Raw genomic sequence first — 24,957 nt, forward strand, 5'->3', positions numbered from 1 at the left:
AGGATCACCATGGCAAGCACCAGCAATGGCATCGCCCTCGCCGACGAGATCGAAGAAGCCATCGCGGCGACCTTTCCTGAACCCGGATCGTTATTCGCTACGGAAGATCAGTTGAGACCGCGCCACGGGACCGGTCGGTCGACGGTCCGACAGGCCGCAAGAATACTCGAGCAGCGCGGCGTTGCGTATATGAAGCGCGGGGTGGGCGGCGGTCTGATCGTGATGGAACCTGATCCTGGACCGGTCGGCCGCATGCTTGCGATTGCGATTGGCAGCCGGCTCGGCAATTTCTTCGATATGCTCCGGCTGGTGAAGGCGACCGATGCAACGGTGCTTCCAAGCGGAATCAACGGTCTCGATCTCGCGGAGTGCGACAGCATCCGCGCCATGGCCGATGAAATGGAAGCGATGGCCGTCGACGAATTTTCGCAAGGGCGCGCCCATTGGCACTTGCTCAGGCGCGCTCTGGGCGCACTTGGCAATTCGGCGACCCTGCTTGCTTATCATACATGGATGGAATGCAATGCAGACCTGATCCCCTTTTCGATGAACGTTTCGGAAACGCGGCGGCGGGGCGAATATTGGGCGCTTACATTGCAGGCGATGGAGGCGCTCGTTGCCGGGGACATCAGTTCGCTGTTCGAGTTTCGCAATCGCCAGATCCGCTTCGCCGTCGATTGGCACGCGTGGCGCGGCATGGAAAGCCACCGTCCGCTCACCCCTTCGCTCAACAGTCCCAATCTGGTCGATGTCACGGCCGGGCGCCATGGCGCGGACCGGCTGAGCCGCGAATTGTTGCACGAGGTACGATTGCGGCGTTGGGAACCGGATGCTCATCTCGGCGGCTTTTCAGAGCTGATGGAGCGTTATGGCGTGAGTTCGGCGATGCTCCGTCAGGCGACGAAGATGCTGGAGGAATGCTCAACCGTTTATACCCGACCGGGCCGGGGCGGCGGTGTGTTCATCGGTGATTGCAACCCCGCGGCGCCAATCCGCCGCGCGACCAATTATCTGAAGCAGGCGCGGATGCCACCGGAGGATATTCGCGCTTTCCTTACCCAGATTCTGTTGGAATGCCTCAGCCAGATACCCGATCGGGCGACCTCGCAGCGGATCGGGCAGGTGCGGGATGGCCTTGCCGTCGCCGCCCGGCAAAAGCCCGGCATCATCGCCCCTGAACTGGTGATGGCGATCGGTCAGGCATCGGGAAATGCTGCTTTATCGATCTGGGTCGAAGTGCTGGTGCAGGCGCTGCCGAAAAGGGGGCGGGACAATGTTCCCGATGTCGATCTCAATCCCTGTTTCGATGCGCTCGCGGAGAGCATCACGACTTATGATACCGGTCGCGCCCGCCGCGCCCTGATCCAGCTCACGCGCTATGCGGATCCGGTGAGCGCCGTCTGACGCTCTACCAGATCTCACACGGCCCGCTTTGTCCGGTCAGGCCGGGTTGCCTGTATTCTTCACCCGCTCAGGCAGCAGGAAATCCCGCTGTAGCTGCGCGAACGGCAACTGCGCGGTAATGCCGCCGTCCACCTTGTACAGCGCGCCGTTGCAATAGGCGGCTTCATCCGACGCGAGGAACAGTGCCATCGCCGCAATATCTTCGGGCAGCCCGAGGCGGGGTCCGTTCTGCAGCTTCATGAATGCATCATGCATCGGTCCATTCGCCCAGGCCTTCATCGCCGGAGTCTCGATCACGCCCGGAATGATCGCGTTGCAGCGTATGCCGTCCGCGCCGAAGCAGGTGGCGATCGTCTGGACATACCAGTTCACCATCGCCTTCGATGCGCCATAGGAGAATTGCGAAACGTCGCCCGCCAGCGAACTGGTGGACGACGTGAAAAGAATCGACCCTCGCCCCTGTTTGAGCATGTGGGGCAGGGCGAACCGCGTGGCGAGTACGCCGCCCAGCACATTCACATTGACGACGTCGTGAAAGGTTTCCTTGTCGAATTGCAGGAAGCTCACATCCGGCTTGCGCTTGCCCGCGGCGGTATTGACGGCATTGTTGAACAGGATGTCGATCGTGCCATATTCGTCGACCGTCCGCTGGATCATGTCGCCAAGTTGCTCTTCCTCGCCGACATCGATCGTCAGCGCGAGGCTGCGCCCGCCAGCTTCCACGATTTCCTTCGCCACGGCCTTTGCCGCTTCGCCATTCAGATCGGCAATGACGACCGCTGCGCCCTGCTTTGCAAAGAGCAACGCCGTCGCCCTGCCGATACCCGATCCTGCCCCGGTGATCACCGCGGTCTTGCCCTGAAGTCGGTTCATTTCGCTTCCGCTCCTCTCGATTGATTTTTTGATTGCCTGCAAGAAATAAAATAGGCCAGTCTTAGTGACGCCTATCGGGAGATATGCTGAGCCTCTATTAGATTTGATGTAAGCAACGTACGAGCATGGCAAACAGAAGCCATGCGTGGCGCCGAAGATGCGGCGACTGGAAAATGAACATGCGGAGCGGATGATGACGGCGAATTTCACGGATCGTTATGGTGGCTGGGCGTTGATTGCGGGAGCATCCGACGGTCTGGGCGCGGAATTTGCCAGAGAGCTTGCTCGCCGTGGCATGAATTGCGCGCTGGTGGCCCGTCGCGCTGATAAGCTGACGGAATTGGCGGAAGAACTGCGTCGCGATTTCGGCGTCGAGGCGCGATGCCATCCGATCGACCTCGCCGCCGCCGATGCTGGCGCCCGCCTGTATGCGGTGGCTGATTCGCTCGACATCGGCCTGCTCGTCTTGAATGCGGGCGGAGATACGGTTGGGACGGCATTTCTGGCCAGCGATCTCGGTGCCTGGCAGGCACTGACTTGCCGCAATATCGACACGCTGACCGCAGCATGTCACAGTTTCGGCGCGCGTTTCGCGGCTCGAAAGCGTGGCGGTGTCATGGTGGTGGGCTCGGACGCTGCGTTCGGCGGCGCCGGGCGTCTGAGCGTCTATAGCGCCAGCAAGGCCTATGCCCTTAATCTGATCGAGTCGCTGTGGGCCGAACTCCGGCCCGTGGGTGTTGACGTCGCCTATCTCGTGATCGGGTCCACCGACACGCCGAAAATGCGGAAGGTTTTGGCTGAACGTGAAATTTCTCCCGAATCGGTGAACCTCGCAGCGCCCGATGATATTGCACGTTGGGCGCTGGATGAAATTGGCGCTGGTCCCACTTTGGTTTTCGATCGCGCGGCGGATCAGGCCAATGCGCTCATTTCTCCATCGCTCCGGCGTGCGAGGGTCGAACATACGACGAAGCTGATGGATTTCTTCTACGGGTGATGGCTGGCACGCCGTAAAAATATGGTTGGCCTGTTTATCATCTCATGCTTGACGATACGTCCGATTATAGTTTAGCATTACTGATAAGTAAAAGAGTCTCGGTGCAAGAATAGGTCGGCACAAAGGGAGGATAAAGATGTTCATGGAACCGATTCCATGGCCAGACGATGAATCTTGCCGATGGAATTTATCTTATGAAATCCAGATAATGATACTTCACAATTATATTAAATTAATATTCTGCAGTTATTAACATAATTTACTTCCATAAATATTTTATATTAAAAAATAATATGGAAAATGATATTTTGCCTATCATTGCGATAAAAATAATATGGATTTGAGGAGAGGTTTCATGAATAGGAAGACTTCATATTATGTTGCGGCCGCGGCCTTGTCGATGGTTCCCATCGCCAGTGGTGCTTCAGAGGCTTCCCCATCGTCTTCTGCACCGGTTGTTCAGACCACTGAAGGCAAGCTGGAGGGGCAGGCCTCGAAGGGCGTATTCTCTTTCCTCGGAATCCATTATGGAGCGGACACCAGCGGGGCGAACCGCTTCCTGCCGCCACAGGCGCCATCGGCCTGGGTTGGTGTCCGCAAGGCTGATCACATGGGCAATCGTTGCCCGCAGCCCACAGTGAAGATGCCGCCCGAAATGGCAACGGTGCTGTCTTTTTCCGATCTGCCGATGAGCGAAGACTGCCTCGTTCTCAATGTCTGGTCGCCCAATGTCGGCGATGGCAAGAAAAGACCGGTGATGGTCTGGCTGCACGGCGGCGGTTTCTTCCTCGGCAGCGGCGGCGACGCTTATTATGAAGGAAGCAATCTGTCGCGAAAGCAGGACGTGGTGGTCGTTACCCTGAACCATCGGCTCAATGCGTTCGGCTACCTGCAACTCGGTGCTGAAGCAGGCGAGAAATTCGCCGACTCGAATATGGTTGGCATGCTCGATATCGTTCAGGCACTGCGCTGGGTGAAGGCGAATATCGCACAGTTTGGCGGCGATCCGGATAATGTCACCATCTTCGGCCAGTCCGGCGGCGGCTCGAAGGTCAGCACGCTCACCGCGATGCCGGTCGCCAAGGGACTGTTCCAGAAAGCCATTATCGAAAGCGGTGCCGCCACGCGTCTGGCGACCGTTGAGGATGCCACGGCCACGCGCGACAAGCTGCTCTCAATCCTTGGCATCAAGCCCGATGAGGTGCTGAAGCTGCAGAGCGTTCCGATGGACGAACTGATCTTGGCGGGCGGAAAGGCCGGTCTGCTGGCTTTCTCGCCGGCTGTCGATGGCAAGATCCTGCCGACCCATCCCTTCGATCCGATTGCCTCTCCGGTATCCGCGACCATCCCGCTGATGGTGGGCACGACCAAGGATGAGGCAACCAATGTCGTCCTTTCGGACCCAACCTGGCCCACCATGGATGAGGCGGATCTAGTTAAGCGTGCATCGGCAATGGTCGGACCGGACCGGGCGGCCAAGGCGATTGAACTCTATCGGTCCAAGGCGCCCCAGGACAAGCCAATGCATCTGTTCACCAGCATGATGACAGATCAGGTCTTTACGCACAGTTCGATCCTGCTTGCCGAACGCAGGGTTGCACAGGGCAAGGCCCCGGTATTCATGTACAAGGTCAACTGGGAAACGCCGGTGCTTGGCGGCAAGCTGCGTTCGCCGCATGCTGTCGAGCTTCCGTTCGTCTTCGACAATGTCGACGTCTCGGCGGGGTTGGTGGGCGCAGGACCGGAGCAGCAGCAGATGGCCGACCTGATGAGCAGCGCTTTTGCGGCGTTCGCGCGGACAGGCAATCCGGATGTTGCGGATCATCCGCACTGGCCAGCCTATACGCTGGCGAAGCGCGAGACATTCATCTTCGATCTCCCCGCGCATGTCGAATCCGATCCCAATCGTGACTTCCGCATTTTCTGGGAGAAACAGCCGGCGCCTGTGATGGGCGGCAGGAAGGATTCGCCGCTTAAGGATGCGCTCGATCCGAAAAAGCTCGGATCGGAATAGGCCCGATCTTCACACCAACATCATCGCCGGAGTAAATATATGGGCGTGGTTCAGGAAAAATTTGTCGAGGAATTTTGTGACGCCTGGGGTGACGGGACCGATGAAAGTCGCCCGGACGTCGAAAAGATATTGTCGATGATGTCACCCGATGCCGAATGGCAATTATGGGTGCCTGGTGGTCCGACGATCCGCGGCCGTGATGCGCTGCGTGCCGAAATCCATCGCCAGATGCGGTTCGCGACGAACAACAAGTGCAATGTCGTCAACGTTCTGTCGAACGATCATATGGTCATGCAGGAAAGATCCGATCAGGCCATTATCCGCGGCAAGCCATGCCCGCATCAGATGGTCGCTATCTACGAACTTGACGGGAACGGCCTGATCAAGCGCTGGCGCGAATATCTCGACATGATGGACCTGTTGAAGAAACAGGGCGGAGACCTCAACGACGCAGCCTATGGCGGCTGATACCCACGCCCGAACTACAATAAATATCTGGCGTAATGAATGAAGGGAGGCGCCGCCACTGGCGGTGACCTCCACGGACAAGGTGAGGAAGGCTGACCGGCGACAATGCCGACGGCGCCGCGCGACGGAACTCGGTTTTTCGAGCTGCGAAGCCGTGCCTGCGACAGGACGACGACCGGTCAGCCATTTGGCTGAAGGGAAATCATGATGAATGCAGCACTTTCTTCAAGTGTGATCGCCAGGCTTGCGTTGATGGCCGGCTGTTCGGTCGTTGCGGTCGGTACGGCGGCGGCGCAAACCGGATCGTCGGCTTCGAAGGACACGTCCGCGGCGCAGACGCCGACCGACGCCACCAATCTGGCGAACCCGATGGCTGACATCATAGTCGTCGCACGGCGTAGCGAGGAACGGCTGCAATCCGTTCCACTCAGCATTACCGCCGTGTCCAACGCTCAATTGTCAGCGACCACCGTCACCACCGGCACCGACCTTCAGAAGCTGGTCCCCACGCTGAACGTCGGGGTAAGCATCTTCGGTTCAAGTCAGCAATATTCCCTGCGCGGCGTTCGAACGGGGGTGGTGACCTATTTCAATGAAGTGCCGGTTTCGACCAGTGCCGCTGATCTCCAGCTCTGGGATCTGCAATCCGTTCAGGCGATTGCGGGCCCGCAAGGCACATTGTTCGGGCGCAACAGCACTGGCGGCGCGGTATTGTTCGTTCCGCAGCGGCCAAAGGATGAATTTGGCGGCTATGTCGACGGCCGGATCGGCAGCTATAATTTGCGCGAAGTGACGGGTGTGATCAATGTCCCGATCGCCGATGTGTTGAAGGTCCGTCTCGGCGTTCAGCGTACCAAGCGCGATGCCTTGACGAAGAATATCTCCGGCCCGGACATGAACACGCAGGATCGGACGGTCGTGCGGGCCTCGGTATTGTTCGAACCGACCAGTTGGCTTTCCAACTATACCGTGTTCCTCTATTCGCACCGCGATGAGCGGCCGCTGGCCCAGATCAGCGGGTCCGATGGCGTTGTCGTCTCCTGTCCGACCAGTATCCCCAGTTGTGTCTATGGCGCTACATATAACGAAGAACTGCTGGACCAGCATGCCCGTGGCATCAGAACCGTATCCATCCCGCTCGATACGCGGCAATATGATGAACCTTGGCTGCTTACAAATATCCTGTCCGCACAGGCCGGGGATATCACGTTCAAATATATTGCTGGCTATGGCGGCAACAAGCAGGATCAGTTTACCAGCCAGTTGTCGATCGCCTTGCCAGTCATTGTCGGTGATAATGAATCGAAATCGCGCCAGCACACCCATGAACTGGAAATTCTTGGCAGCATGTTCGACAATCGCCTGACCTGGGTGGGTGGTCTTTATTATTGGAAGAATCGTTCGAATAGTCTGAACCGCTATCTGTTGTTTGCACCCGCGGGCACTGTTCTGTCCGATCTGACGACTCAGCAGACCGGCGGCATCGATCAGCAGATTTCGAAGGCCGTTTACGGTCAGGCGACGTTCGCCGCTACCGACCGGCTCAAATTGACCGCGGGCGTGCGTTACACCAAGGACAAGCAACTCACCAATCAGGTCGGGTACAGCCCGGGCCTCCAGTGTAACCTCCCTGATTTCCCCAATGTCGATCTGACGACCTGCCACCAGCGCATTACGTCGACCTCGGATGCCGTCACCTACAACTTCTCGGTTGATTATGAGCTGTCGGACAAGGTTCTTGTCTATGCCACGACGCGCAAGGGCTATAATGCGGGCGGCTTCAACGCCAATATCAACGACCCCAAGCTCGAAATCGTGAAACCTGAATATATCCGCGATTATGAGGCGGGCGTGAAGGCGGACTGGAATCTCGGTTTGGTTCCGATACGTACGAACATTTCGGCCTTCCTTTCAAAGTATAAGGATATTCAGCGCACGACGTCCCTGATCCTCGATGATCTGGTGGTTACCGGCAATTTCAACGCCGCCGCGGCCACCATCTATGGCGGGCAGATTGAGGTGCTGGCCCGTCCGGTGACCGGGTTCGATTTGCAAGCATCCTATGGTTATCTTCAAACCAAATATGACAGTTTCGACAATCCGCTGGTCGGTAATCTGACGGGCAACAAATTCGCCCAGGCGCCGACCCATACCTTGCACCTCGCAGGAACCTACACCTATCCGCTTTCGGTAGGGGAACTCGTTGCGAATGCGAGTTACGGCTATACCAGCAGCGTCACATTCGCGGACGACAATATCACCACGCCCGGCAACACGGCCCGGGGATATGGTCTGGTCGATGCCCGGCTCAGCTGGAACAATGTTGCCGGTCTGGGGATCGACGCCAGCGTGTACGTCAAGAATGCCACCAACAAGAAATATATCCTCAACGCCACCGATCGCACCACGCCGTTCGGGTTCGTGTCGAGGCTCTATGGTGATCAGCGCACCGTGGGATTGCAAGTGAGATACTCCTTCGGCGACCGGTAATCGTCTGACATTCGCTCTTGCAAAAGAATCGTGAGGTAAGCGGAAGCGCTGACGGCATCGCGGTTAGCGCTAGAGAACGCCCCACTATCGATAGTGGGGCGTTGCGCTCAGTTTTCCTCACCTCAGTTGCAATTTCTGGGACTGGCAGGAACGTTCTATGCATAGCCCATCGGTTCAAAAATGGGGCCGATCCGGTCGCGCATCACAATTTGTAAGTCATCGCACATCGAGTCGAATCTAGAGGATTCGGCTGGCTGGGGCGGCAGGATTCGAACCTGCGCATGCCGGTACCAAAAACCGGTGCCTTACCGCTTGGCTACGCCCCATCAGATCGCCGGGATGGCTGATGCGGTTCGCATATAACGCCTGATCTGCGAAAGGAAAGCCTAGTCATTGCGATCATTGCGCGTCAATATGAGGAGATCGAACCAGCCTTGGGGGAAACGCTGGCCATGGCCGCAAACAATAGCCTGACCGCATCACAAATCTCCCCGGCATCTCCGCTTTTCCTACGTGAGGATGAAATAAGGCGGGGCATTGAAATGCTGTATTTCGGCTATTCAGCCCTGACACGATCCATTGATGAAACGTTGCTCGCGCAGGGATTGGGCCGGGCGCACCATCGGGCTCTATATTTCATTTCCCGTCAGCCGGATCTGACCGTCAAGGACCTGCTTCGGCTTTTGGCCATCACGAAACAATCCCTTGGGCGCGTTCTCAACGATCTTGTCGATGGCGGCTATATAGAAACGCGTCAGGGCACGAATGATCGGCGGCAAAAATTGTTGCGCCTCAGTCCGCAAGGCGCGGCGCTGGAGGCGGAACTGTTCCGCGCCCTGCGTGAGAAAATGGCGTCGGCTTATGCACAAGCGGGACAAGGATCGGTCACTGGTTTTTGGCGCGTGCTGGAAGGTCTTATCCCCGATCAGGACAAGTCCATGGTCTTGGGTCTGCGAAACCGCTGAACCATTGACGGGAGGCAACTTTATGGTCTTTGATGCGCTTAATCCCGCTTACAAGTTGAACGAGGAGCGATCATGAGGAAATTCTTTCTGGCAACCGCCACTATATTGTTTGCCGCTGGTCTGTCCGCCTGCTCGGAAAAGGCGCAGGACAGCTTGGAAAACGCGGGCTCGGCGATTGGGAATGATGTCAGCGGCTCCATGGAAAGCGCAGGCGATCGGATTGATAATGGTCTCGACCGGGCAGGGCAGGCCATTGATGAAGGCTCTGACAGGGTTGGCGCCGCTGCCGACAATGCCGCTCATGATGCACGCCGGGAGGCGGGAGAGGCCAAGCGCGACGTCGGAGAATCGCTGGAAAAGGCAGGTAACGACCTGAAGAATTAATGATCCAGCGCCGCCGGTCCGGTGAGCGGTGGCGCAAATGCTCAGGACGGCTTACGGAATACCGGCACCCTTTTTTCGAAAAAGGCTGTGAAAGCCTCCCGCGCTTCGGGGGATTGCATGGCTTCCCCGAAAAGCCGCCCTTCTTCTTCGATGCGCGCGCGAAGTTCATCGAGATCGCCTTTCAGCAAACGCCTGGTTATAGCGAGCGCCTGCGGTGGCTTCGCCGTTAATGCCGCAGCCGTTTTTCGGGCATGGTCAAGCAGGATATCGCTCGCGACAATGGCGCTGACCAGCCCTGCTCGGTCTGCGCTTTCCGCATCCATGGGTTCGCCCAGCAAAAGCATGGCCGCAGCCTTGGCATAGCCCATCATCGCGGGGGCGAGCAGGCTGGAGCCCGCTTCGGGTACGATTCCCAGATTGACGAAGGGCATGATGAAGCGAGCATCGGGTGCGGCGTAAATCAGGTCGCAATGGAAGAGCATGGTGGTGCCGATGCCCACCGCCAGGCCTTGAACCGCCGCCACGATTGGCTTGTCGAACGATGCTATCGCGCGAATAAACTCGAAGGCTGCCTCGCCGCCCTGCGGGCCTGCGACGAAATCCTTGAGATCGTTGCCAGCGCAGAAATCGCTCCCCCGTCCGGCGATCAGGACCGTGCCGATATCGCTGCGGCGCGAAGCATCCGCCAGCGCGGCGGTCATGGTGCGATACATGGCGGCGGTCAGGGCATTTTTCTTGTCGGGGCGATCGATATGGATTTCGATGATGCCGTCATTTTCGACCAGCACTATGCCTTCGCTCACGATCTGCTCCCTGAAACGATCAAGAGGGAACTGTTGGCCGATGATGATGGTCACGTCTATCCTTTGCCGCCTCTTTTCAGCACATAGGCTGCATGAGTCGGCTAAGATTGATTCTGGACCCTTTCCTGCTGCTGCTGATCGCCATGGTCGTGCTGGCATCGATGGTCCCGGCGCATGGCCGGGGCGCGCAAGCCGTGAATATCGCTGCGGATGTCGGCATTGTGCTGCTGTTCTTCCTGCACGGCGCGAAGCTGTCGCGGGAGGCGATCTGGAATGGGGCGCGGGCGTGGAAGCTGCACCTGGCGACATTGGGGACGACCTTTGCGGCCTTTCCGCTGCTGGGGCTGGCAACGCAGCAGATCGGGGCGCTGCCCGCGACGATGAGGGCCGGGCTGCTATTCCTGACGCTGCTGCCCTCGACCGTGCAGTCGTCCATCGCCTTCACCGCTATCGCGCGGGGCAATGTGGCGGCGGCTGTGGTGAGTGCCTCCTTCTCAAACCTGCTGGGCATATTCCTGACGCCGGTGCTGGTCGCGCTGCTGATGCAGGGAGGGGGGACGGCGGGGATGATCTCGCTCCAGTCGATCGAGGGGATCGTGCTGCAATTGCTGCTGCCCTTTGTAGTCGGACATCTGATGCGGCCTTGGATCGGGGGCTTTGTGGAGCGGCACCGGACGATGCTGGGGCGGGTCGATCGGACGTCGATTCTGTTGATCGTTTATTCGGCCTTTAGCGCGGCGGTGGTGGAGGGGCTGTGGCACAAGGTGTCGCGGGCGGAACTGGCGCTGCTGACGGGTGTGTGCGTGGCGATGCTGATCGTCGTGCTGCTGTTTAGCTGGGCGCTGGGGCGGGTGCTGGGTTTTGCGCGGGAGGATGCCATCGTGCTGCAATTCTGCGGGTCGAAGAAGAGTCTGGCGTCGGGCGTGCCGATTGCGGGCGTACTGTTCCCGGCGAGCGTGGTGGGACCGTTGATCCTGCCGCTGATGCTGTTTCATCAGATCCAGCTTATCGCCTGTGCGCTGCTGGCGCGGCATTATGGGGCGGAGGCGGAGCGGGAAGAGGGGACGCGAAACCAAGAGGGAAGTGGTGAAGTGAACGCGGTTTGATTTTTATCGTTTCGATGTCGTAACGATAGGAGAAGAAGCTTGAGCCGGCATTATGACGCGGTGATCGTGGGTGGCGGGCATAATGGGCTGGTCTGCGCCTTTTATCTGGCGCGGGCGGGGTATCGCGTCCGCATCCTGGAGCGGCGCGCCATCGTGGGCGGGGCGGCGGTGACGGAGGCGTTCCATCCCGGCTTCCGCAATTCGACGGCCAGCTATACCGTCAGCCTGCTGCATCCCAAGATCATCCGCGACATGAAGCTGGCCGACCATGGCTATCGCGTGATCGAGCGGCCGATCAGCAATTTCCTGCCGCAGCCCGATGGCGGATACCTGAAATTGGGCGGCGGGCTGGAGAGGACGCAAGCGGAGTTCCGCAAATTCAGCGCGAAGGATGCCGACGCGCTGCCTGCTTATTACGAGGCGCTGGACGTCGTGGCGGATGTGCTGCGCGACATGACGCTGAAGGCGCCGCCCAATGTGGGGGATGGATTTGCCACGCTGATCGAGGCGGTGAAGCAGGGACGGCGCGTCGCGGGTCTTTCCATCGAGCGGCAGCGCGACGTGCTGGACCTGTTCGCCAAATCGGCGCGGACGTTTCTCGATTCATGGTTCGAGAGCGAGGCGGTGAAGGCGGCTTTCGGCTTCGACGCGGTGGTGGGCCATTATGCGTCGCCCGATACGCCGGGAAGCGCCTATGTGCTGCTGCATCATGTGTTTGGCGAGGTGAACGGAAAGAAGGGCGCATGGGGGCATAGCGTCGGCGGCATGGGCGCGATCACGCAGGCGATGGCGAAGGTCGTGAGCGCCATGGGCGTGGAGATCAGCCTGGAAGCGCCGGTCGACCGGGTGCTGGTGGATGGCGGGCGCGCGGTCGGCGTGCGGCTGGAAAGCGGAGAGGAAGTGACGGGCCGCACCGTCATCGCCAATGTGGGGCCGAAGCTGCTCTATGAGCGGATGATGGACGCGGGCGATCTGCCCGCCGATTTCGTGAGGCGCATCCGGGCGTTCAAGACGGGATCGGGCACGTTCCGCATGAATGTGGCGCTGTCGGCGCTGCCGGATTTCGCCTGTCTGCCGGGCGAAGGCGAGCATCACCAGTCGGGGATCATCATCGCGCCGACGCTGGATTATATGGACCGGGCCTTTCTGGACGCGAAACGGGACGGTTGGTCGAAGCAGCCGATCGTGGAGATGCTGATCCCGTCCACCATCGACGACAGCCTCGCGCCGCCAGGTCGCCATGTGGCGAGCCTGTTCTGCCAGCAGTTCGCGCCGGTCCTGCCCGATGGCCGCAACTGGGACGATGAACGGGAAGCGGCGGCGGACGCGATCATCGCGACGGTGGAGGATCATGCGCCCGGTTTCGCGAAAAGCGTGATCGCGCGGCAGATTCATTCTCCGCTCGATCTGGAGCGGAAATTCGGGTTGGCCGGCGGCGACATCATGCATGGCAATATGACGCTGGACCAGCTTTGGGCGGCGCGGCCGGTGCTGGGGCATGGCGCGTATCGCGGGCCGATCAAAGGGCTTTATATGTGCGGGGCGGGAACGCATCCGGGCGGCGGCGTGACGGGCGCGCCGGGGCATAATGCAGCGCGGGCGGTGCTGAAGGATCGGGCGGTCCTGGGGAGATGGCTGGGGCGGGGGTAGCGTTTGTCCCGCTATCCGTTCGTGTTGAAATCGAGACATGATGGCAAGGCGTCGGCGTGTCTCGACTTCACTCGACACGAACGAAGGTTTTTGGTCAGTTCAGTGGGACAAGCGCTGGCCTCGCCTGTTCGCGCATAAGCGGGTGACTGGATCGCCCTGGAGTATGTCCGGTTGAAATTGTGCTCCTGCGAAGGCGGGAGCCCAAGTCCGCCGCCTGATCTGTGCTGCTGCCTTCAGCAGCATATCGGGATTGCATTGCGACCGGGTGGTTTGAGGATGGCGGACAGGGATCGTCGAACCGCTTCCCCTTTTCCATCATCCCCATCGAGCCATGGAGGCGGGCCGCCACGCCGAAAGATTTCCCTATAACGTGTATTTCAGTTGCATGTTTTGTTGCGCCTATATAGATGCATTTCATATACATGATTGGAGTCGCGGCGATGACAGGATCGCAAGCCGGATTGGGGATGGACGACAGCGGGCTGGGTCAACTGGTTGACGCATTCTATGCGCGGATTCGCCAGGATGAGGCGCTGGGGCCGATCTTCAACGATGCGGTGGATGACTGGCCGGAGCATATCGGGAAGCTGACGGATTTCTGGTCGTCGGTCATGCTGGGGAGCGGGCGCTACAAGGGGCAGCCGGTCCCGGCGCACAGGAAACATCGCGACCGCATCAGCCCCGCTTTGTTCGACCGCTGGCTGGCGCTTTGGGCGCGGACGACCGACGAGATGATGTTGCCCGAGGTCGCCAGCGCCTTGCAGGAGAAGGCGGGCCGGATCGCCGAAAGCCTGCAACTGGCGCTGTTCTTCCGGCTGGACGGGGCAGTCCGGTCATGAGCCGGGACGCTTCCGGGCCGGGGGCAAAGGCGCCGCTTCCCTATCGCTCAACGCCGGTTTTCGATTCTGACAGCCTGCCGGACGCCCTGCGGAACCGTCATGCGACGAAGGCGGGCGTCTGGGGCGTGATCCGGGTGATCGAGGGGCGGCTGCGGCTGACCTGCCTGGACCCTTTTTCCGAACATATGCTGGACCCGGACCATGCGGGGATGTTGCAGCCCGAACAGGCGCATTTCGTCACGCCGGAAGGGGCGATGCGGATGCAGATTGATTTCTACGACCAGCCGCCCGGCGGCTGACCCTTTCTTCCCTTTCCCAATTCAGACCAGAGGAGATTTTGATGTCGCAGACGTTGAGCGAGCAGACCATTGCGCTGGTGAAAGCCACCATTCCGGCGCTGGAGGCGCATGGGCTGGACATTGTGCATGAAATGTATGCGCGCATGTTCCAGAACCCGGAAATCCGCGATCTGTTCAATCAGTCGCACCATGGCGATGCCGGATCGCAGCCGCGCGCTCTGACCGGCGCGATCCTGGCCTATGCCAGCAATATCGAGAATCTGGGCGCGCTGGCCCCGGCGGTCGAGCGCATCGCGCAGAAGCATGTCGGCTTGCAGATATTGCCGGAACATTATCCCCATGTCGCCGACGCGCTGCTGGGCGCGATCAAGGCAGTGCTGGGCGATGCCGCGACCGACGATATTCTGGCGGCGTGGGGCGAAGCATATTGGTTCCTCGCCAATATCCTGATCGCGCGGGAAAAGCGCGTCTATGGCGAGCAGCAGGAAGCGCAGGGCGGCTGGAACGGCTGGCGCGCGTTCCGCGTCGAAAAGGTGATCCGCGAAAGCAGCGTCATCCGGTCTTTCGTGCTGCGCCCCGTCGATGGCGGGCGTGTGATGCGGCATAAACCGGGCCAGTATCTGACCTTCTGGTTCGAGATACCCGGCCATCCGCCGGTCAAGCGCAACTATTCCATTTCGGGGGAGGCCAATGACGAAACCTATCGCATTTCGGTGAAGCGCGAGCCGCAGGGGTTGGCGTCCGGGTGGCTGCACGATCATGCCGCCGAGGGGACGATCCTGAAGGTCGCGCCGCCCGCGGGCGAGTTCTTCCTGGGCGAGCAGCCCGAACGCCCGGTGGTGCTGCTGTCGGGCGGCGTCGGGTTGACGCCGATGGTCGCCATGCTGGAAACGATCGCTTCGCGCCATCCGCAGCTTCCCACATGGTATGTCCATGGCACGCACGACCGCGACACCCATGCGATGCGCGATCATGTCCGCGCGCTGGCGGCGAAGGGAAGCGCGATCAGCGTGGCCGACTTCCATCAGACGCCGCTGGCCGACGAGGTGGCAGGCCGGGATTATGACCATGCGGGCATCATCACCGACGAATGGCTGATCGCGAACACGCCGGTCGGGGATGCGGACTATTATATTTGCGGTCCGCGCCCCTTCCTGCGCGCGGCGGTTTCGGCTCTGTCGCTGGCTGGCGTGGAAGCGGGACGCATCCATTATGAATTTTTCGGGCCGGCGGACGAATTGCTCGCCGCATAGGGAAGGTCCGGCATGATCGGCGTCATCCTTGCCCGTATCGGAAGCGGGCAGGGATGACGCAAAATTTTTGCGCTTATCCATAAATATTTTGCTCTGTAGTTCAGCCATGGCTCGCGACTATTGAGCGCAGCCGAATCCAAGGGAGGAAAAGCCCACGGTCGGTGGCGGTCGTGACAATCCCGATCGTCAGGTGGTGTCACGGGTTGCCCCAAATGAAGTCTGCGACAATTCGCGGCATCGGCCTGCCGCTGCCTTCCCTGACGGTCGATCCGCAAAAGCTGCTCTTTTCCTTGAGCAGCTTCATCGCCGCCGCCATCACCCTGGCCATTGCTTTCAGCGCCAGCCTGCCCCGGCCATGGTGGGCGCTGCTGACGGTCTATGTCACGGCGCAGCCCATGGCGGGGGCGTTCCGGCCCAAGGTGCTCTATCGGCTGGGCGGCATCGCGGTGGGCGCGGGGGTGACGATCCTGTTGGTGCCCAATCTTCAGAACTCGCCGGAACTGCTGGTGCTGTGCCTGGCGTCGTGGACGGGGCTGTGCATCTATCTGGCGGTGCTGGACCGCACGCCGCGCGCTTTCCTGTTCCAGATGGCGGCGTTCAGTTCGGCGGTCATCAGCTTTCCCTATCTGGACGACCCCGCGAACATCTTCGACACGACCATCGCCCGCGTGCAGGAGATGACGGTCGCGATCCTGTGCGTCACCGCCGTCCATGCGCTGTTGCAGCCGTGGAGCGCGACGCCGGTCATCCGCGCGCGGGCGCAATCCTTTCTGGGTCATGCCCGGCGCTGGGCGGCCGAAGCCATCGGCAGCCGTCACACGCGGCTGGAGAATGAGCATCGGCGGATGCTGGCCGCCGACATCACCGAATTGGGGATGATCGCGGTGCATCTGCCCTTCGACCAGCGCTGGGCACCCGCGACGAAAAGGCGGGTGACGGCGTTGCAGCAGCAGCTTGCGCGCATATTGCCGCTGGCCTCCGCCGCCGCGAACCGGCTGGACCTGCTGCGGGCGCAGGGGGCGCTGTCGCCGGAGCTTGCAAGCCTGCTGGACGATGTGTCGGATTGGCTGACCGACCCCGAAAGCGGCGTGCATCAGTCCGCGCCGCTGATCCGCCGCTGCGAGAAGATGGCGGCGGAAGGAGAGGCGGGGGCCGGGTGGAGCGGGCTGCTGACCGCCAGCGCCTGCGTCAGGATGGCGGAGTTCCTGACGGCGCTCGCCACGAGCCGCAGGCTGGCCGGGCGGATCGGATCGCCGGGCCGTCCCCGGCTGGAAGCGCGGGTCGCGCAGCCCTTTGCATTGGCGCGCGATCATGGGGTGGCGGCGCTGGCGGGCCTCGCGACGGCGAGCGCCATTGGGCTTTACTGCGCGGTCTGGATATTGCTGGCATGGCCCAACGGGTCGGCGACGGCGGCCTTCGCGGCGCTCATCACCTGTTCGTTCGCGGCGCAGGACGATCCCGCACCTGTGATCGGCCGCTATCTGTGGGCGACGCTCAAGACATTTCCGGTCGCGGCGCTCTACCTCTTCGTCATCCTGCCGCGCGTCGACGGGTTCGAGATGCTCATCATCACGCTGGCGCCCGCCTTGCTGTGGATGGGCTATATTCAGGCGGACCCGGCGCGGTCGCCCCAGGCGCTGCCGATGTTTTCCTGCTTCATCGTCGCCATGGGATTTCTGGCGCGGTTCCAGGGGGATTTCGCGCTGTTCATCAATACCGGGCTGGCGCAGCTGGGCGGGATCGTCGCCACGCTGGCCGTCACGAAGATGTTCCGGTCCGCCAATGTGCTGCACACGGCGCGGCGGATATTGCGCGCCAACTGGGCGGAACTGGCGCAACTGGCCGACATCAGGCGGCCCTTCCTGCCGGAGAGGTGGACGGCGCAGGCGGTCGATCGGCTGGGGCAGGTCGCGGCGCGCATGGCGGTCGCGCCGGAGGGGGATGCGCTGCACGCCGCCGATGGCCTCGCGGACCTGCGGATCGGGCGCAACATCATCCCGATCCGCCGGGCTTTGCCGCACGTTCCGCATGATGCGCGGCATCGGCTGGGCGCGGTGCTTTCCGGCCTGTCCGCCTTCTATTCAAGCAGATGGCGCAGGGGACGGGCCGATCCGCCGCCCGCCGAAATGCTTCGGTCGATAGATCAGGCGCTCCATGCCCTGCTCGCGCTGCCGCTGGACGAGCCGCGCCGCCGGGCGCTGCGGGCGCTCATCGGGATGCGGTGCAACCTGTTCCCGGCGGCCGACGCTCCGGCGGTGGAGGGGCGAGGATGATCGAGGAAGTGCATCTGCTGGGCGTCTATATGCCCGCCGCGCTGCTGTGGGCGGTGCTGGCGGCGGTGCTCGTCTACTTGCTGCGCGTGCCGATCCAGCGGCTGCCGGGATATAGCTTGCTTTGGCGCCTGCTCTGGCACCCCAGCCTGCTCGAACTCGCGCTTTTCGTCCTGCTGTGGTGGGGGCTGAGCGCCTTCGCCGACCGTTTCCTTCATGAATGGCTGCTTTCCTGACCATGCTTCAACGCCATAATCTTCTGCGTTCGATTGCGACGCTCCTTGTCCTGATCGTCATCCTTGCCGCCATCTATGCGCTGTGGCTGCGCTATCAGGTCGAGCCCGTGACGCGCGACGGCAAGGTGCGCGCCGATATGGTGCCGGTGGCCGCCGATGTGAGCGGCCTCGTCACCGACGTGCGCGTGGCCGACAATCAGGCGGTGAAGAAGGGCGAGGTGCTGTTCGTGATCGACCGGCCCCGCTACCAGCTGGCGCTGGAACAGGCGGAGGCGGCGATTGCGAGCGACCGGGTCGCGCTGGCGCAGGCCGTGCGGGAGGACCGCCGCAACCGCGCCATGCCCGATGTGATCGCGGCGGAAGCCATCGAACAGGGACGGGCGCGGGCGGAGGGGCTGCGGGCCTCATTGGGACAGGCGGTTGCGGCGCGCGACCTCGCCCGGTTCAATCTGGAACGCACGCTCGTGCGCGCGCCGGTGGATGGGACGATCTCCAACCTTTCCTTGCAGCCGGGCGTCTATCTGACAGCGGGGAAGGCGGCGCTGGCGCTGGTCTATAACCGATCCATGCGGGTGGAAGGCTATTTCGAGGAAACCAAATTGCCCGCCATTCGCGTGGGCGACCGGGCCAGCATCTACCTGATGGGCGTGGCGGACGAGATTGGCGGCCATGTCCAGAGCATCGCTGGCGGCGTGGAGGATCGGGAAAGGGCGGGGGTCGATGGGCAGTTGGCCAACGTCAATCCCTCCTTCACATGGGTGCGGCTGGCGCAGCGGATTCCGGTGCGGATCGCCATCGACAAGGTGCCCGCCCATGTCCGCATGATCCCCGGCCAGACCGCCACGGTCGTCATCCACCCCCGCGAGGATGGCCGCGAAGTGCATCGGAGCCTGCCATGGTGAGAGGGGGGGCGAGGCGCTTTCTGGCGTTGGCGGCGGTCGCGTGGCTGGGCGGTTGCGCGACGGTCGGACCGGATTACCGGGTGCCTGGAAGCGCGAAGGTCAAGGCGGCGCAGGCGCAGGGGGCTTTCCGGTCGGAGTCGGCGGCGGTGACGGCGCAGCCGCTGCCCGATCATTGGTGGAAGCTCTATGACGATCCGGTGCTGGACGGGCTGATCGCGCAGGCTTTGGCCGCCAATACCGATTTGCGGGTGGCGGAGGCCAATCTGGAGCGCAGCCTGGCTTTGCTGGACGAGCGCGGAGCGGGGCGCGAAGTGCAGGGCCAGGCGAGCGGCGAGACGAGTTGGGCGCAGCGTTCGGCGGAGGCCGAGTTGCAGCATGTGAAGCCCCCGGTGCGGCAAATCTACAATGCGGGCGTGTCGGTCAGCTATGACCTTGACCTGTTCGGCGGCATCCGGCGCGGGATCGAGGCGGCGAGCGCGGACACCGAAGCGGCGGTCGCGGCGCGCGATCTGGTGCGGGTGAATGTCGCGGCGGAAACGGCTCGCGCCTATGCCGATATCTGCAATGGAGGCTACCGGATCGACGTGCTGGGCCGGGCTATCGCGGTGCAGGAGCGGGGGGTCCGGCTGACCCGGACGCTGATCGCGCATGGCCGTGCCGCCGCCTTCGAACTGGACCGGCGCGAGGGATTGCTGGAGGCGGCGAAGGCGCGGCTGCCGCGGCTGGCGGCGGGGCGGCGCAATGCGGTTTTCCGGTTGGCGGCGGTGACGGGGCGGACGCCGGGGGAGGCGGATATGGCGCTGTTGCAATGCCGTCAGCCATTGACGCTGGCGCAGCCTGTTCCGGTGGGCGATGGCGGCGCGCTGCTGCGGCGGAGGCCCGATATTCGCGTGGCGGAACGGCATCTGGCAGCGACGAGCGCGCGGATCGGCGTGGCGACGGCGGCGCTGTATCCCGACATCCGGCTGGGGGCTTCGCTGGGATCGACGGGCGCGGCGGCGGACATGTTCTCGCCGCTGACCAACCGGTTCGCGTTGGGGCCGCTCATCGGCTGGACGCTCAATCGTCATGCGGCGCGGGCGCGGATCGCGGCGGCGCAGGCGCAGAGCCGCGCCGATCTCGCCGCATTCGATGGCGCGGTGCTGAAGGCGCTGCGGGAAGTGGAGACGGCGCTCACCAGCTATGCGGCAGGGCTGGAACAGCAGGAGGGGCTGGAGCGCGCGCTGGAGGATGCCCGGCGCGTGGCGGGGCGAACGGCGCAGCTTCGCCGGGGCGGGAAGATCGGAGAACTCCCCGCGCTGGAGGCGGAGAGGGATCTGGTCGCGGCGGAACAGGCGGCGGCGGAGGGCCGGGCGGCCATCAATGACGACCAGATCGCGCTGTTCCTGGCTTTGGGCGGCGGGTGGACGCCGGAGGCGCGCGCAGAGTGAAGCGGCAGGTGTTTTCCGCTATCATGCAGCAGGAAAATGAATATAATTTCCATTTGAAATGAAAGAATTTGCCTGATGGACATCAGCGTCGCCCGCACATTCCTGGAGGTGGTGAAAACCGGCAGCTTCGTGAGCGCGGCGGCCAATCTCAACCTGACGCAGACGGCGGTGAGCGCGCGCATCCGGGTGCTGGAGGACCAGCTCGACCGCCCCCTGTTCATCCGGAACAAGGCAGGGGCCAAGCTGACACCGGCGGGCGAACAGTTCCTGCGTTTTGCGACCACATTGGTGCAGGTCTGGGAACGGGCGCGCCGCGCCGTGGCCCTGCCGCCGGGGCGGGAAACGGTGGTGACGATCGGCGCGGAACTCAGCCTGTGGAGTCCGCTGTTGCGGCACTGGCTGCTGTGGATGCGGCGGGAATGTCCCGAAATCGCGGTGTCGACGCAGATCGCGGCGTCGGATCGCCTGATGGAGCAGGTGCAGGATGGATCGCTGGATGTGGCCGTGCTCTATGCCGCGCCCAGCCGCCCCGGCGTGATCGCGGAGCTGTTGTTCGAGGAGAAGCTGGTGCTGGTGAGGACGACGCCCGCCAGCCGCCCGCTCGGCCCCGAGGACCATGTGCAGATCGACTGGGGGGAGGAGTTCGCCGCCAGCTATCAGGCGGCTTTCCCCGATCAGCCCAATGCGGTGATGTCGATCGGCTATGGGCCGTTGGCGCTGGACTATATTCTGGCGACGGGCGGCAGCGGCTATTTCCGCAAGGGGTTCATCCGATCCTATCTGGAGGAAGGGCGGCTGGCGCTGGTGCCCGACAGCCCGGAATTTTCCTATTCCGCCTATGTCGTCCATTCCACCAAGGCCGATCCCGGCGTGATGGACAGGATACGCAGCGGCCTGCGCGCGGCGGCGGCGATTTCGGCATGACGCAGGAGCCTGCCTCGCCCCCATGCTATGCGGCGGAGGCGGACGACGCCTATATGGGCTATGCTGGGCGGGAGGAGATCGTGGCGGCGCTCCACATATTGCTGGAGGCGGAGCGGGCGGGCGCGCGGGTCGCGCTGGTGGCGGCGAAACATGGGCCGGAACCGGATTATGCGGCGTTGATGCGGGATGTGCGCGGCGACGAGGCGCGCTGGTGCGCCATGCTGTCGCGGCATCTGAAGCGCCTGGACGCCGTGCCATCGCGCAGGACGGGCGACTTTTACGGCAAGGCGATGGCGATTGCGGAGCCGTGGGAGCGGCTCGCTTTCCTCAATCGCGGGCAGTCGTGGGTAGTGCGGAAGCTGGAGGCGCTGATGCCGCGTATTCGCGATGAGAGGCTGCACGCGGATTTGCGCGCCATGCTGGAAAGCCACCGGGCCAATATCGAGCGGGCAGGCGTGCTGCTCGATAGCGGGAAAGGTGGCGCCTGACAGGCTTTAGGACAGGCCGATGCCGAGCGGGGACTGCTGGGCCATCAGCCGCCGCATCGCCGCCTTGTCGGTGAGCAGGTCGGCGATGCTGTAGGTGTCGAACACGGCCAGCATGGCCTGAACCCCCTTGGCGAGCACGCCCGTCAGGCCGCAGGCGGGGGCAAGCGAACAGCCGGAACATTCCGCGAGCTGGAACCCTTCCTCGGTCCGGCGGACGACTTCCCCCACGCTGATGTCCTGCGGCGGGCGGGCAAGGCGCATTCCGCCGCTGCGCCCCCTGATGGTTTCCACGAACCCTTCATGGGCGAGCGCGTTCGCCACCTTCATCAGATGGTTGTGGGAAATGCCATAGGCGCGGGAAATCTCGCCGATCGAGCAAAGCCGCTCATCGTGCAAGGCCAGGTGGATGAGTACCCGCAGCGAAAAATCGGTATAGCGTGTCAGCCGCATGCGCGCCTTTTAGCGCGTCGGGGCGCTAAATACATGTATAATGATGGCATCTTGGCAACGCGGCGATACGCGCCGGATGTTCAGGGCGTGGCGGGCCTTTCCGGGCGGCCGATGAAACGCTTTCGTCCGGTTTCCGCCAGCCGATGCGCGCTGCGGGCCTTGAGGAGATCCTGCCGCGAGAGGATGCCGAGCACGCGGCGGCTGTCGGGATCGACGATGGGTATCCGGCCGATGCCCGATTCGATGATGAGGTCCGCCACCACGCCGCTGGGCGTATCGGGATAGGCGACGGGCTGGGCGGCGTCGGATATGGCGTCGGCGAGGGAAACGGTGCCGCCATTCGCTTCCATCTGCCAGCGCAGGGCGTCGGTCCGCGATACCAGGCCCAGCAGGCGTCCTTCGGGATCGACCACGGGATAGCTGCGGTGGATGGCGTCCACCGCGAAGAAGGACACCGTCTGCGCGATGGTCATGGACCCCGGCAGGGTCGCGGGATCGCGGGTCATCAACTGTCCGGCTTGCAGCAGGTCGAGCGGGTCCACCGTATATTCCTGAAGGATGTGACGCCCGCGCCGCGCGATCTTTTCGGTTAAGATGGACCGGCGCATCAGCAGCACGCTGACGGCATAGGCAGCGCCCGCCGCCGCGACGGTGCAGGGGATCGCTTCGAAATGGCCGGTCAGTTCGACCGCGAAGATCGCGCCGGTCATGGGCGCGCGCATCGCGCCGCTCATGATGCCGGCCATGCCGATCATCGCCCAGAAGCCGGGATCGCCGGGCAGGAACTGTCCCATGAGGAAGCCCGCCGCGCCACCAAGGATAAGAAGGGGCGCGAGAACCCCGCCCGAAGTGCCCGATCCCAGCGCGACGAGCCATACGACGCCCTTCACGACCAGCAGGGCGGCGACCACCCTGAGCGGGAGGGAGGCGGCAAGCAGCGCCTCTATGCTGGCATAGCCCGCGCCCAGCACATGCGCGTCGATCAGGCCGCCAAAGCCCACCACGACCGCACCGATGGCGGGCCACCACATCCAGTGGACGGGGAGCCGGTGAAACAGATCTTCGATCCGGTAGAGGGCGGTCGACAGGAATGTCGCTTCCAGACCGACGACGATCCCGATGCCCGCCGCCGCCAGCAGATCCCAGGACGATCCTGGCAACGCCAGCGCAGTCGCGAACATGGGGCCGGACCCGATAAGGAAAGGCCGCCATGCGAAGGAGACCAGCGCCGCGACCACCACGGGCACGAAGCTGCGCGGCTTCCATTCGAAGAGCAGCACTTCCACCGCCAGAAGGATGGCGGCCAGCGGGGTTCCGAAGATGGCGGTCATGCCCGCCGCCGCGCCCGCGACCAGCAATGTCTTGCGTTCGGCGGCGCTCAGGTGGAAGCATTGGGCGAAGAGGGAACCGATGGCGCCGCCGGTCATGATGATCGGCCCTTCCGCGCCGAAGGGACCGCCGCTGCCGATGGAAATGGCCGAAGACAGGGGCTTGAGCAGGGCGACCTTCACCGACAGGCGGCTTTCGCCGAACAGGATCGTTTCGATGGCTTCGGGGATGCCGTGGCCGCGGATCTTGTCGGAGCCGAAGCGCGCCATCAGCCCGACGATCAGGCTGCCGACGATGGGGATCAGCACCACCAGGAAGCCGACCGAGGCTTCGGTGATCGCCACGCTGTCGGCGGACAGGCGGCCGAACCAGAAGAGGTTGGTGGCGATGGCGATGAGCTTGACCAATATCCACGCGCCCATCGCGCCTCCCGTGCCGACGATAACGGCCATCAGCGCGAGCAGCGCCATGCGGCGATCCACGCTATGATCGGCCAGTTGATGTGTTTCGGCGGCGCGCGTTGGCGTAAGGGACATGCGGAATGGCGCTCTCTAGCAAGGTTGAGGCGCGCCAATTATATCGTAATACGATATAATACAATGATGGAGATCGGGGTGACGCAGGAGAAGGAACTGACCGATGCGGATTATCGGGCGCTGGCGGCGTTTCGCCATGCGATCCGCCGGTTCCAGTCGTTCAGCGAAGGTCAGGCCGCCCAGGCCGGGCTGACGCCGCAGCAGCATCAGGCGTTGCTGGCGATCCGGGCCGCGACGCCGGAACAGGCGACGGTCGGATATGTGGCGGAGCGGTTGATCCTGAAGCCCCATAGCGCGACGGGGCTTGTCGACCGTCTGGTGGCGCTGGGGCTGGTTGTGCGTGAGGCGGCGGCGGCGGATCGCCGCCGGGTCTATCTGCGCCTGACGCCGGGCGCTTATGCTATGCTGGCGGCGTTGACCGCGATCCATCGCGAGGAAGTGCAGAAGCTGCGGCCGGTGCTGCTGGATATTCTGGGCCAGCTAGCGTGAGCCATGAGCGCAAGAATATTGCCCCTGGATAAAGATAATAGTCGTTTGTTTTATCCTGGAAGAGGGCGCAGATCGGCCTGGACGCCTGTAACGAGGAGGAGCGATTTGCCCGGCTATGTATGGATCATCGACCTTTTCGGTCTTGTTCTGGCCATTGCCGGTTTCACCATGGCGTTCAGGCAGGATATGGCGCGCCGCATCATCGGCAGGCCGCGGACGCCTGCGAAATCCGTCGCGGCGGAAGAAGATGGCGGCGATCCGCTGACCTATATGCTGCGGATCGCGGGCGTCATGCTGATGGTGTTCGGCATCGCCATCGGCGGCATGTTCACGCTGTTCAACCTCGCTTAGGCTTTAG

General features: G+C 62.5%; 24 protein-coding genes and 1 tRNA gene. 20 read left to right on the plus strand and 5 right to left on the minus strand.

Features of this window, described 5'->3' with window-relative positions; translation table 11 throughout:
- Positions 1-9: 9 nt before the first annotated feature.
- Entirely contained in the window at positions 10-1,404 is a 1,395-nt protein-coding gene (locus ATN00_RS10060) for a GntR family transcriptional regulator (RefSeq protein WP_062064355.1), read from the plus strand.
- Positions 1,405-1,440: 36 nt separating this feature from the next.
- Here ATN00_RS10060 and ATN00_RS10065 read toward each other — a convergent pair whose 3' ends face one another.
- Positions 1,441-2,277 carry an SDR family NAD(P)-dependent oxidoreductase gene (locus ATN00_RS10065; protein WP_062064357.1) on the minus strand — a complete coding sequence of 279 codons (837 nt, stop codon included), beginning with the start codon at positions 2,275-2,277 and terminating at the stop codon, positions 1,441-1,443.
- A gap of 145 nt (positions 2,278-2,422) precedes the next feature.
- Between ATN00_RS10065 and ATN00_RS10070 the strand changes: the two genes are divergently transcribed.
- The 4 genes from ATN00_RS10070 to ATN00_RS10085 all read left to right on the plus strand — a co-directional run bounded on the left by ATN00_RS10070 (position 2,423) and on the right by ATN00_RS10085 (position 8,246).
- Entirely contained in the window at positions 2,423-3,274 is an 852-nt protein-coding gene (locus tag ATN00_RS10070; RefSeq protein ID WP_062064358.1) for an SDR family NAD(P)-dependent oxidoreductase, read from the plus strand.
- A 355-nt stretch (positions 3,275-3,629) separates the two neighbouring features.
- On the plus strand, positions 3,630-5,288 hold the full coding sequence (locus tag ATN00_RS10075) for a carboxylesterase/lipase family protein (RefSeq protein WP_062064360.1): 1,659 nt from the start codon (positions 3,630-3,632) through the stop codon (positions 5,286-5,288).
- 39 nt (positions 5,289-5,327) lie between these two features.
- Positions 5,328-5,756 carry a limonene-1,2-epoxide hydrolase family protein gene (locus ATN00_RS10080; protein WP_062064362.1) on the plus strand — a complete coding sequence of 143 codons (429 nt, stop codon included), beginning with the start codon at positions 5,328-5,330 and terminating at the stop codon, positions 5,754-5,756.
- 204 nt (positions 5,757-5,960) lie between these two features.
- Positions 5,961-8,246: a TonB-dependent receptor gene (locus tag ATN00_RS10085; RefSeq protein WP_082635169.1), complete on the plus strand. Its 2,286-nt coding sequence runs from the start codon at positions 5,961-5,963 to the stop codon at positions 8,244-8,246.
- A 251-nt stretch (positions 8,247-8,497) separates the two neighbouring features.
- Here ATN00_RS10085 and ATN00_RS10090 read toward each other — a convergent pair.
- Positions 8,498-8,572: transfer RNA gene (locus ATN00_RS10090), tRNA-Gln, on the minus strand.
- A gap of 126 nt (positions 8,573-8,698) precedes the next feature.
- Here ATN00_RS10090 and ATN00_RS10095 point away from each other — a divergent pair.
- Together ATN00_RS10095 and ATN00_RS10100 are read left to right on the plus strand one after the other, a co-directional pair.
- Entirely contained in the window at positions 8,699-9,211 is a 513-nt protein-coding gene (locus ATN00_RS10095; protein WP_062064366.1) for a MarR family winged helix-turn-helix transcriptional regulator, read from the plus strand.
- A 72-nt stretch (positions 9,212-9,283) separates the two neighbouring features.
- Positions 9,284-9,595 carry a hypothetical protein gene (locus ATN00_RS10100; protein WP_062064368.1) on the plus strand — a complete coding sequence of 104 codons (312 nt, stop codon included), beginning with the start codon at positions 9,284-9,286 and terminating at the stop codon, positions 9,593-9,595.
- 41 nt (positions 9,596-9,636) lie between these two features.
- Here the strand turns inward: ATN00_RS10100 and ATN00_RS10105 are convergent, their stop codons facing one another.
- A complete protein-coding gene (locus tag ATN00_RS10105; RefSeq protein ID WP_062068650.1) occupies positions 9,637-10,398 on the minus strand; it encodes an enoyl-CoA hydratase in 762 nt (253 codons plus the stop codon).
- A gap of 92 nt (positions 10,399-10,490) precedes the next feature.
- Between ATN00_RS10105 and ATN00_RS10110 the strand changes: the two genes are divergently transcribed.
- From ATN00_RS10110 to ATN00_RS10160, 11 genes are all read left to right on the plus strand, one after another.
- Positions 10,491-11,504 carry a bile acid:sodium symporter family protein gene (locus tag ATN00_RS10110; RefSeq protein ID WP_062064370.1) on the plus strand — a complete coding sequence of 338 codons (1,014 nt, stop codon included), beginning with the start codon at positions 10,491-10,493 and terminating at the stop codon, positions 11,502-11,504.
- Positions 11,505-11,543: 39 nt separating this feature from the next.
- Positions 11,544-13,154, plus strand: a complete 1,611-nt coding sequence (locus tag ATN00_RS10115; RefSeq protein ID WP_062064371.1) for a phytoene desaturase family protein — start codon at positions 11,544-11,546, stop codon at positions 13,152-13,154.
- 440 nt (positions 13,155-13,594) lie between these two features.
- Positions 13,595-13,993, plus strand: a complete 399-nt coding sequence (locus ATN00_RS10120) for a group III truncated hemoglobin (protein WP_062068652.1) — start codon at positions 13,595-13,597, stop codon at positions 13,991-13,993.
- The gene (locus tag ATN00_RS10125) at positions 13,990-14,292 is read left to right on the plus strand and encodes a TehB family protein (protein WP_062064373.1); all 303 of its coding nucleotides are present in this window, start codon (positions 13,990-13,992) and stop codon (positions 14,290-14,292) included. The genes ATN00_RS10120 and ATN00_RS10125 overlap by 4 nt, the downstream gene beginning before the upstream one ends.
- A gap of 41 nt (positions 14,293-14,333) precedes the next feature.
- The gene (gene hmpA / locus ATN00_RS10130; protein ID WP_062064375.1) at positions 14,334-15,545 is read left to right on the plus strand and encodes an NO-inducible flavohemoprotein; all 1,212 of its coding nucleotides are present in this window, start codon (positions 14,334-14,336) and stop codon (positions 15,543-15,545) included.
- Positions 15,546-15,757: 212 nt separating this feature from the next.
- On the plus strand, positions 15,758-17,818 hold the full coding sequence (locus tag ATN00_RS10135; RefSeq protein WP_062064377.1) for an FUSC family protein: 2,061 nt from the start codon (positions 15,758-15,760) through the stop codon (positions 17,816-17,818).
- Positions 17,815-18,051, plus strand: coding sequence for a DUF1656 domain-containing protein (locus tag ATN00_RS10140; RefSeq protein ID WP_062064379.1), 237 nt, complete (start codon positions 17,815-17,817; stop codon positions 18,049-18,051). Before ATN00_RS10135 ends, ATN00_RS10140 begins: the two co-directional genes overlap by 4 nt.
- Positions 18,052-18,053: 2 nt before the next feature.
- Positions 18,054-18,953 (plus strand): efflux RND transporter periplasmic adaptor subunit, encoded by a 900-nt coding sequence (locus ATN00_RS10145; RefSeq protein WP_062064381.1) that lies wholly within the window; start codon positions 18,054-18,056, stop codon positions 18,951-18,953.
- Positions 18,947-20,383 (plus strand): efflux transporter outer membrane subunit, encoded by a 1,437-nt coding sequence (locus ATN00_RS10150; protein WP_062064382.1) that lies wholly within the window; start codon positions 18,947-18,949, stop codon positions 20,381-20,383. Before ATN00_RS10145 ends, ATN00_RS10150 begins: the two co-directional genes overlap by 7 nt.
- A 75-nt stretch (positions 20,384-20,458) precedes the next feature.
- Positions 20,459-21,307, plus strand: coding sequence for a LysR family transcriptional regulator (locus tag ATN00_RS10155; protein WP_062064383.1), 849 nt, complete (start codon positions 20,459-20,461; stop codon positions 21,305-21,307).
- Entirely contained in the window at positions 21,304-21,795 is a 492-nt protein-coding gene (locus ATN00_RS10160; RefSeq protein WP_062064384.1) for a DUF6306 domain-containing protein, read from the plus strand. The genes ATN00_RS10155 and ATN00_RS10160 overlap by 4 nt, the downstream gene beginning before the upstream one ends.
- Positions 21,796-21,801: 6 nt before the next feature.
- Here ATN00_RS10160 and ATN00_RS10165 read toward each other — a convergent pair whose 3' ends face one another.
- Both ATN00_RS10165 and ATN00_RS10170 read right to left on the minus strand, forming a co-directional pair.
- Positions 21,802-22,245 (minus strand): Rrf2 family transcriptional regulator, encoded by a 444-nt coding sequence (locus ATN00_RS10165; RefSeq protein ID WP_062064385.1) that lies wholly within the window; start codon positions 22,243-22,245, stop codon positions 21,802-21,804.
- Between the two features lie 80 nt (positions 22,246-22,325).
- Positions 22,326-24,110 carry a chloride channel protein gene (locus ATN00_RS10170; protein WP_062064386.1) on the minus strand — a complete coding sequence of 595 codons (1,785 nt, stop codon included), beginning with the start codon at positions 24,108-24,110 and terminating at the stop codon, positions 22,326-22,328.
- 66 nt (positions 24,111-24,176) lie between these two features.
- Here ATN00_RS10170 and ATN00_RS10175 point away from each other — a divergent pair, with 66 nt between their 5' ends.
- Positions 24,177-24,599 (plus strand): MarR family winged helix-turn-helix transcriptional regulator, encoded by a 423-nt coding sequence (locus ATN00_RS10175; RefSeq protein WP_062068654.1) that lies wholly within the window; start codon positions 24,177-24,179, stop codon positions 24,597-24,599.
- Between the two features lie 105 nt (positions 24,600-24,704).
- Positions 24,705-24,950: a hypothetical protein gene (locus ATN00_RS10180; RefSeq protein WP_062064387.1), complete on the plus strand. Its 246-nt coding sequence runs from the start codon at positions 24,705-24,707 to the stop codon at positions 24,948-24,950.
- Positions 24,951-24,957 lie beyond the last annotated feature (7 nt).

Origin of the sequence: Sphingobium baderi (genome assembly GCF_001456115.1) — a bacterium.
Taxonomy (GTDB): domain Bacteria; phylum Pseudomonadota; class Alphaproteobacteria; order Sphingomonadales; family Sphingomonadaceae; genus Sphingobium; species Sphingobium baderi_A.

Coding starts and splice junctions, on each gene's coding strand:
- ATN00_RS10060 (WP_062064355.1), top strand. CDS start 10: ATGGCAAGCACCAGCAATGGCATCGCCCTCGCCGACGAGATCGAAGAA.
- ATN00_RS10065 (WP_062064357.1), bottom strand. CDS start 2,277: ATGAACCGACTTCAGGGCAAGACCGCGGTGATCACCGGGGCAGGATCG.
- ATN00_RS10075 (WP_062064360.1), top strand. CDS start 3,630: ATGAATAGGAAGACTTCATATTATGTTGCGGCCGCGGCCTTGTCGATG.
- ATN00_RS10080 (WP_062064362.1), top strand. CDS start 5,328: ATGGGCGTGGTTCAGGAAAAATTTGTCGAGGAATTTTGTGACGCCTGG.
- ATN00_RS10085 (WP_082635169.1), top strand. CDS start 5,961: ATGATGAATGCAGCACTTTCTTCAAGTGTGATCGCCAGGCTTGCGTTG.
- ATN00_RS10095 (WP_062064366.1), top strand. CDS start 8,699: ATGGCCGCAAACAATAGCCTGACCGCATCACAAATCTCCCCGGCATCT.
- ATN00_RS10100 (WP_062064368.1), top strand. CDS start 9,284: ATGAGGAAATTCTTTCTGGCAACCGCCACTATATTGTTTGCCGCTGGT.
- ATN00_RS10110 (WP_062064370.1), top strand. CDS start 10,491: ATGAGTCGGCTAAGATTGATTCTGGACCCTTTCCTGCTGCTGCTGATC.
- ATN00_RS10120 (WP_062068652.1), top strand. CDS start 13,595: ATGACAGGATCGCAAGCCGGATTGGGGATGGACGACAGCGGGCTGGGT.
- ATN00_RS10125 (WP_062064373.1), top strand. CDS start 13,990: ATGAGCCGGGACGCTTCCGGGCCGGGGGCAAAGGCGCCGCTTCCCTAT.
- hmpA (WP_062064375.1), top strand. CDS start 14,334: ATGTCGCAGACGTTGAGCGAGCAGACCATTGCGCTGGTGAAAGCCACC.
- ATN00_RS10135 (WP_062064377.1), top strand. CDS start 15,758: ATGAAGTCTGCGACAATTCGCGGCATCGGCCTGCCGCTGCCTTCCCTG.
- ATN00_RS10140 (WP_062064379.1), top strand. CDS start 17,815: ATGATCGAGGAAGTGCATCTGCTGGGCGTCTATATGCCCGCCGCGCTG.
- ATN00_RS10145 (WP_062064381.1), top strand. CDS start 18,054: ATGCTTCAACGCCATAATCTTCTGCGTTCGATTGCGACGCTCCTTGTC.
- ATN00_RS10150 (WP_062064382.1), top strand. CDS start 18,947: ATGGTGAGAGGGGGGGCGAGGCGCTTTCTGGCGTTGGCGGCGGTCGCG.
- ATN00_RS10155 (WP_062064383.1), top strand. CDS start 20,459: ATGGACATCAGCGTCGCCCGCACATTCCTGGAGGTGGTGAAAACCGGC.
- ATN00_RS10160 (WP_062064384.1), top strand. CDS start 21,304: ATGACGCAGGAGCCTGCCTCGCCCCCATGCTATGCGGCGGAGGCGGAC.
- ATN00_RS10165 (WP_062064385.1), bottom strand. CDS start 22,245: ATGCGGCTGACACGCTATACCGATTTTTCGCTGCGGGTACTCATCCAC.
- ATN00_RS10170 (WP_062064386.1), bottom strand. CDS start 24,110: ATGTCCCTTACGCCAACGCGCGCCGCCGAAACACATCAACTGGCCGAT.
- ATN00_RS10175 (WP_062068654.1), top strand. CDS start 24,177: ATGGAGATCGGGGTGACGCAGGAGAAGGAACTGACCGATGCGGATTAT.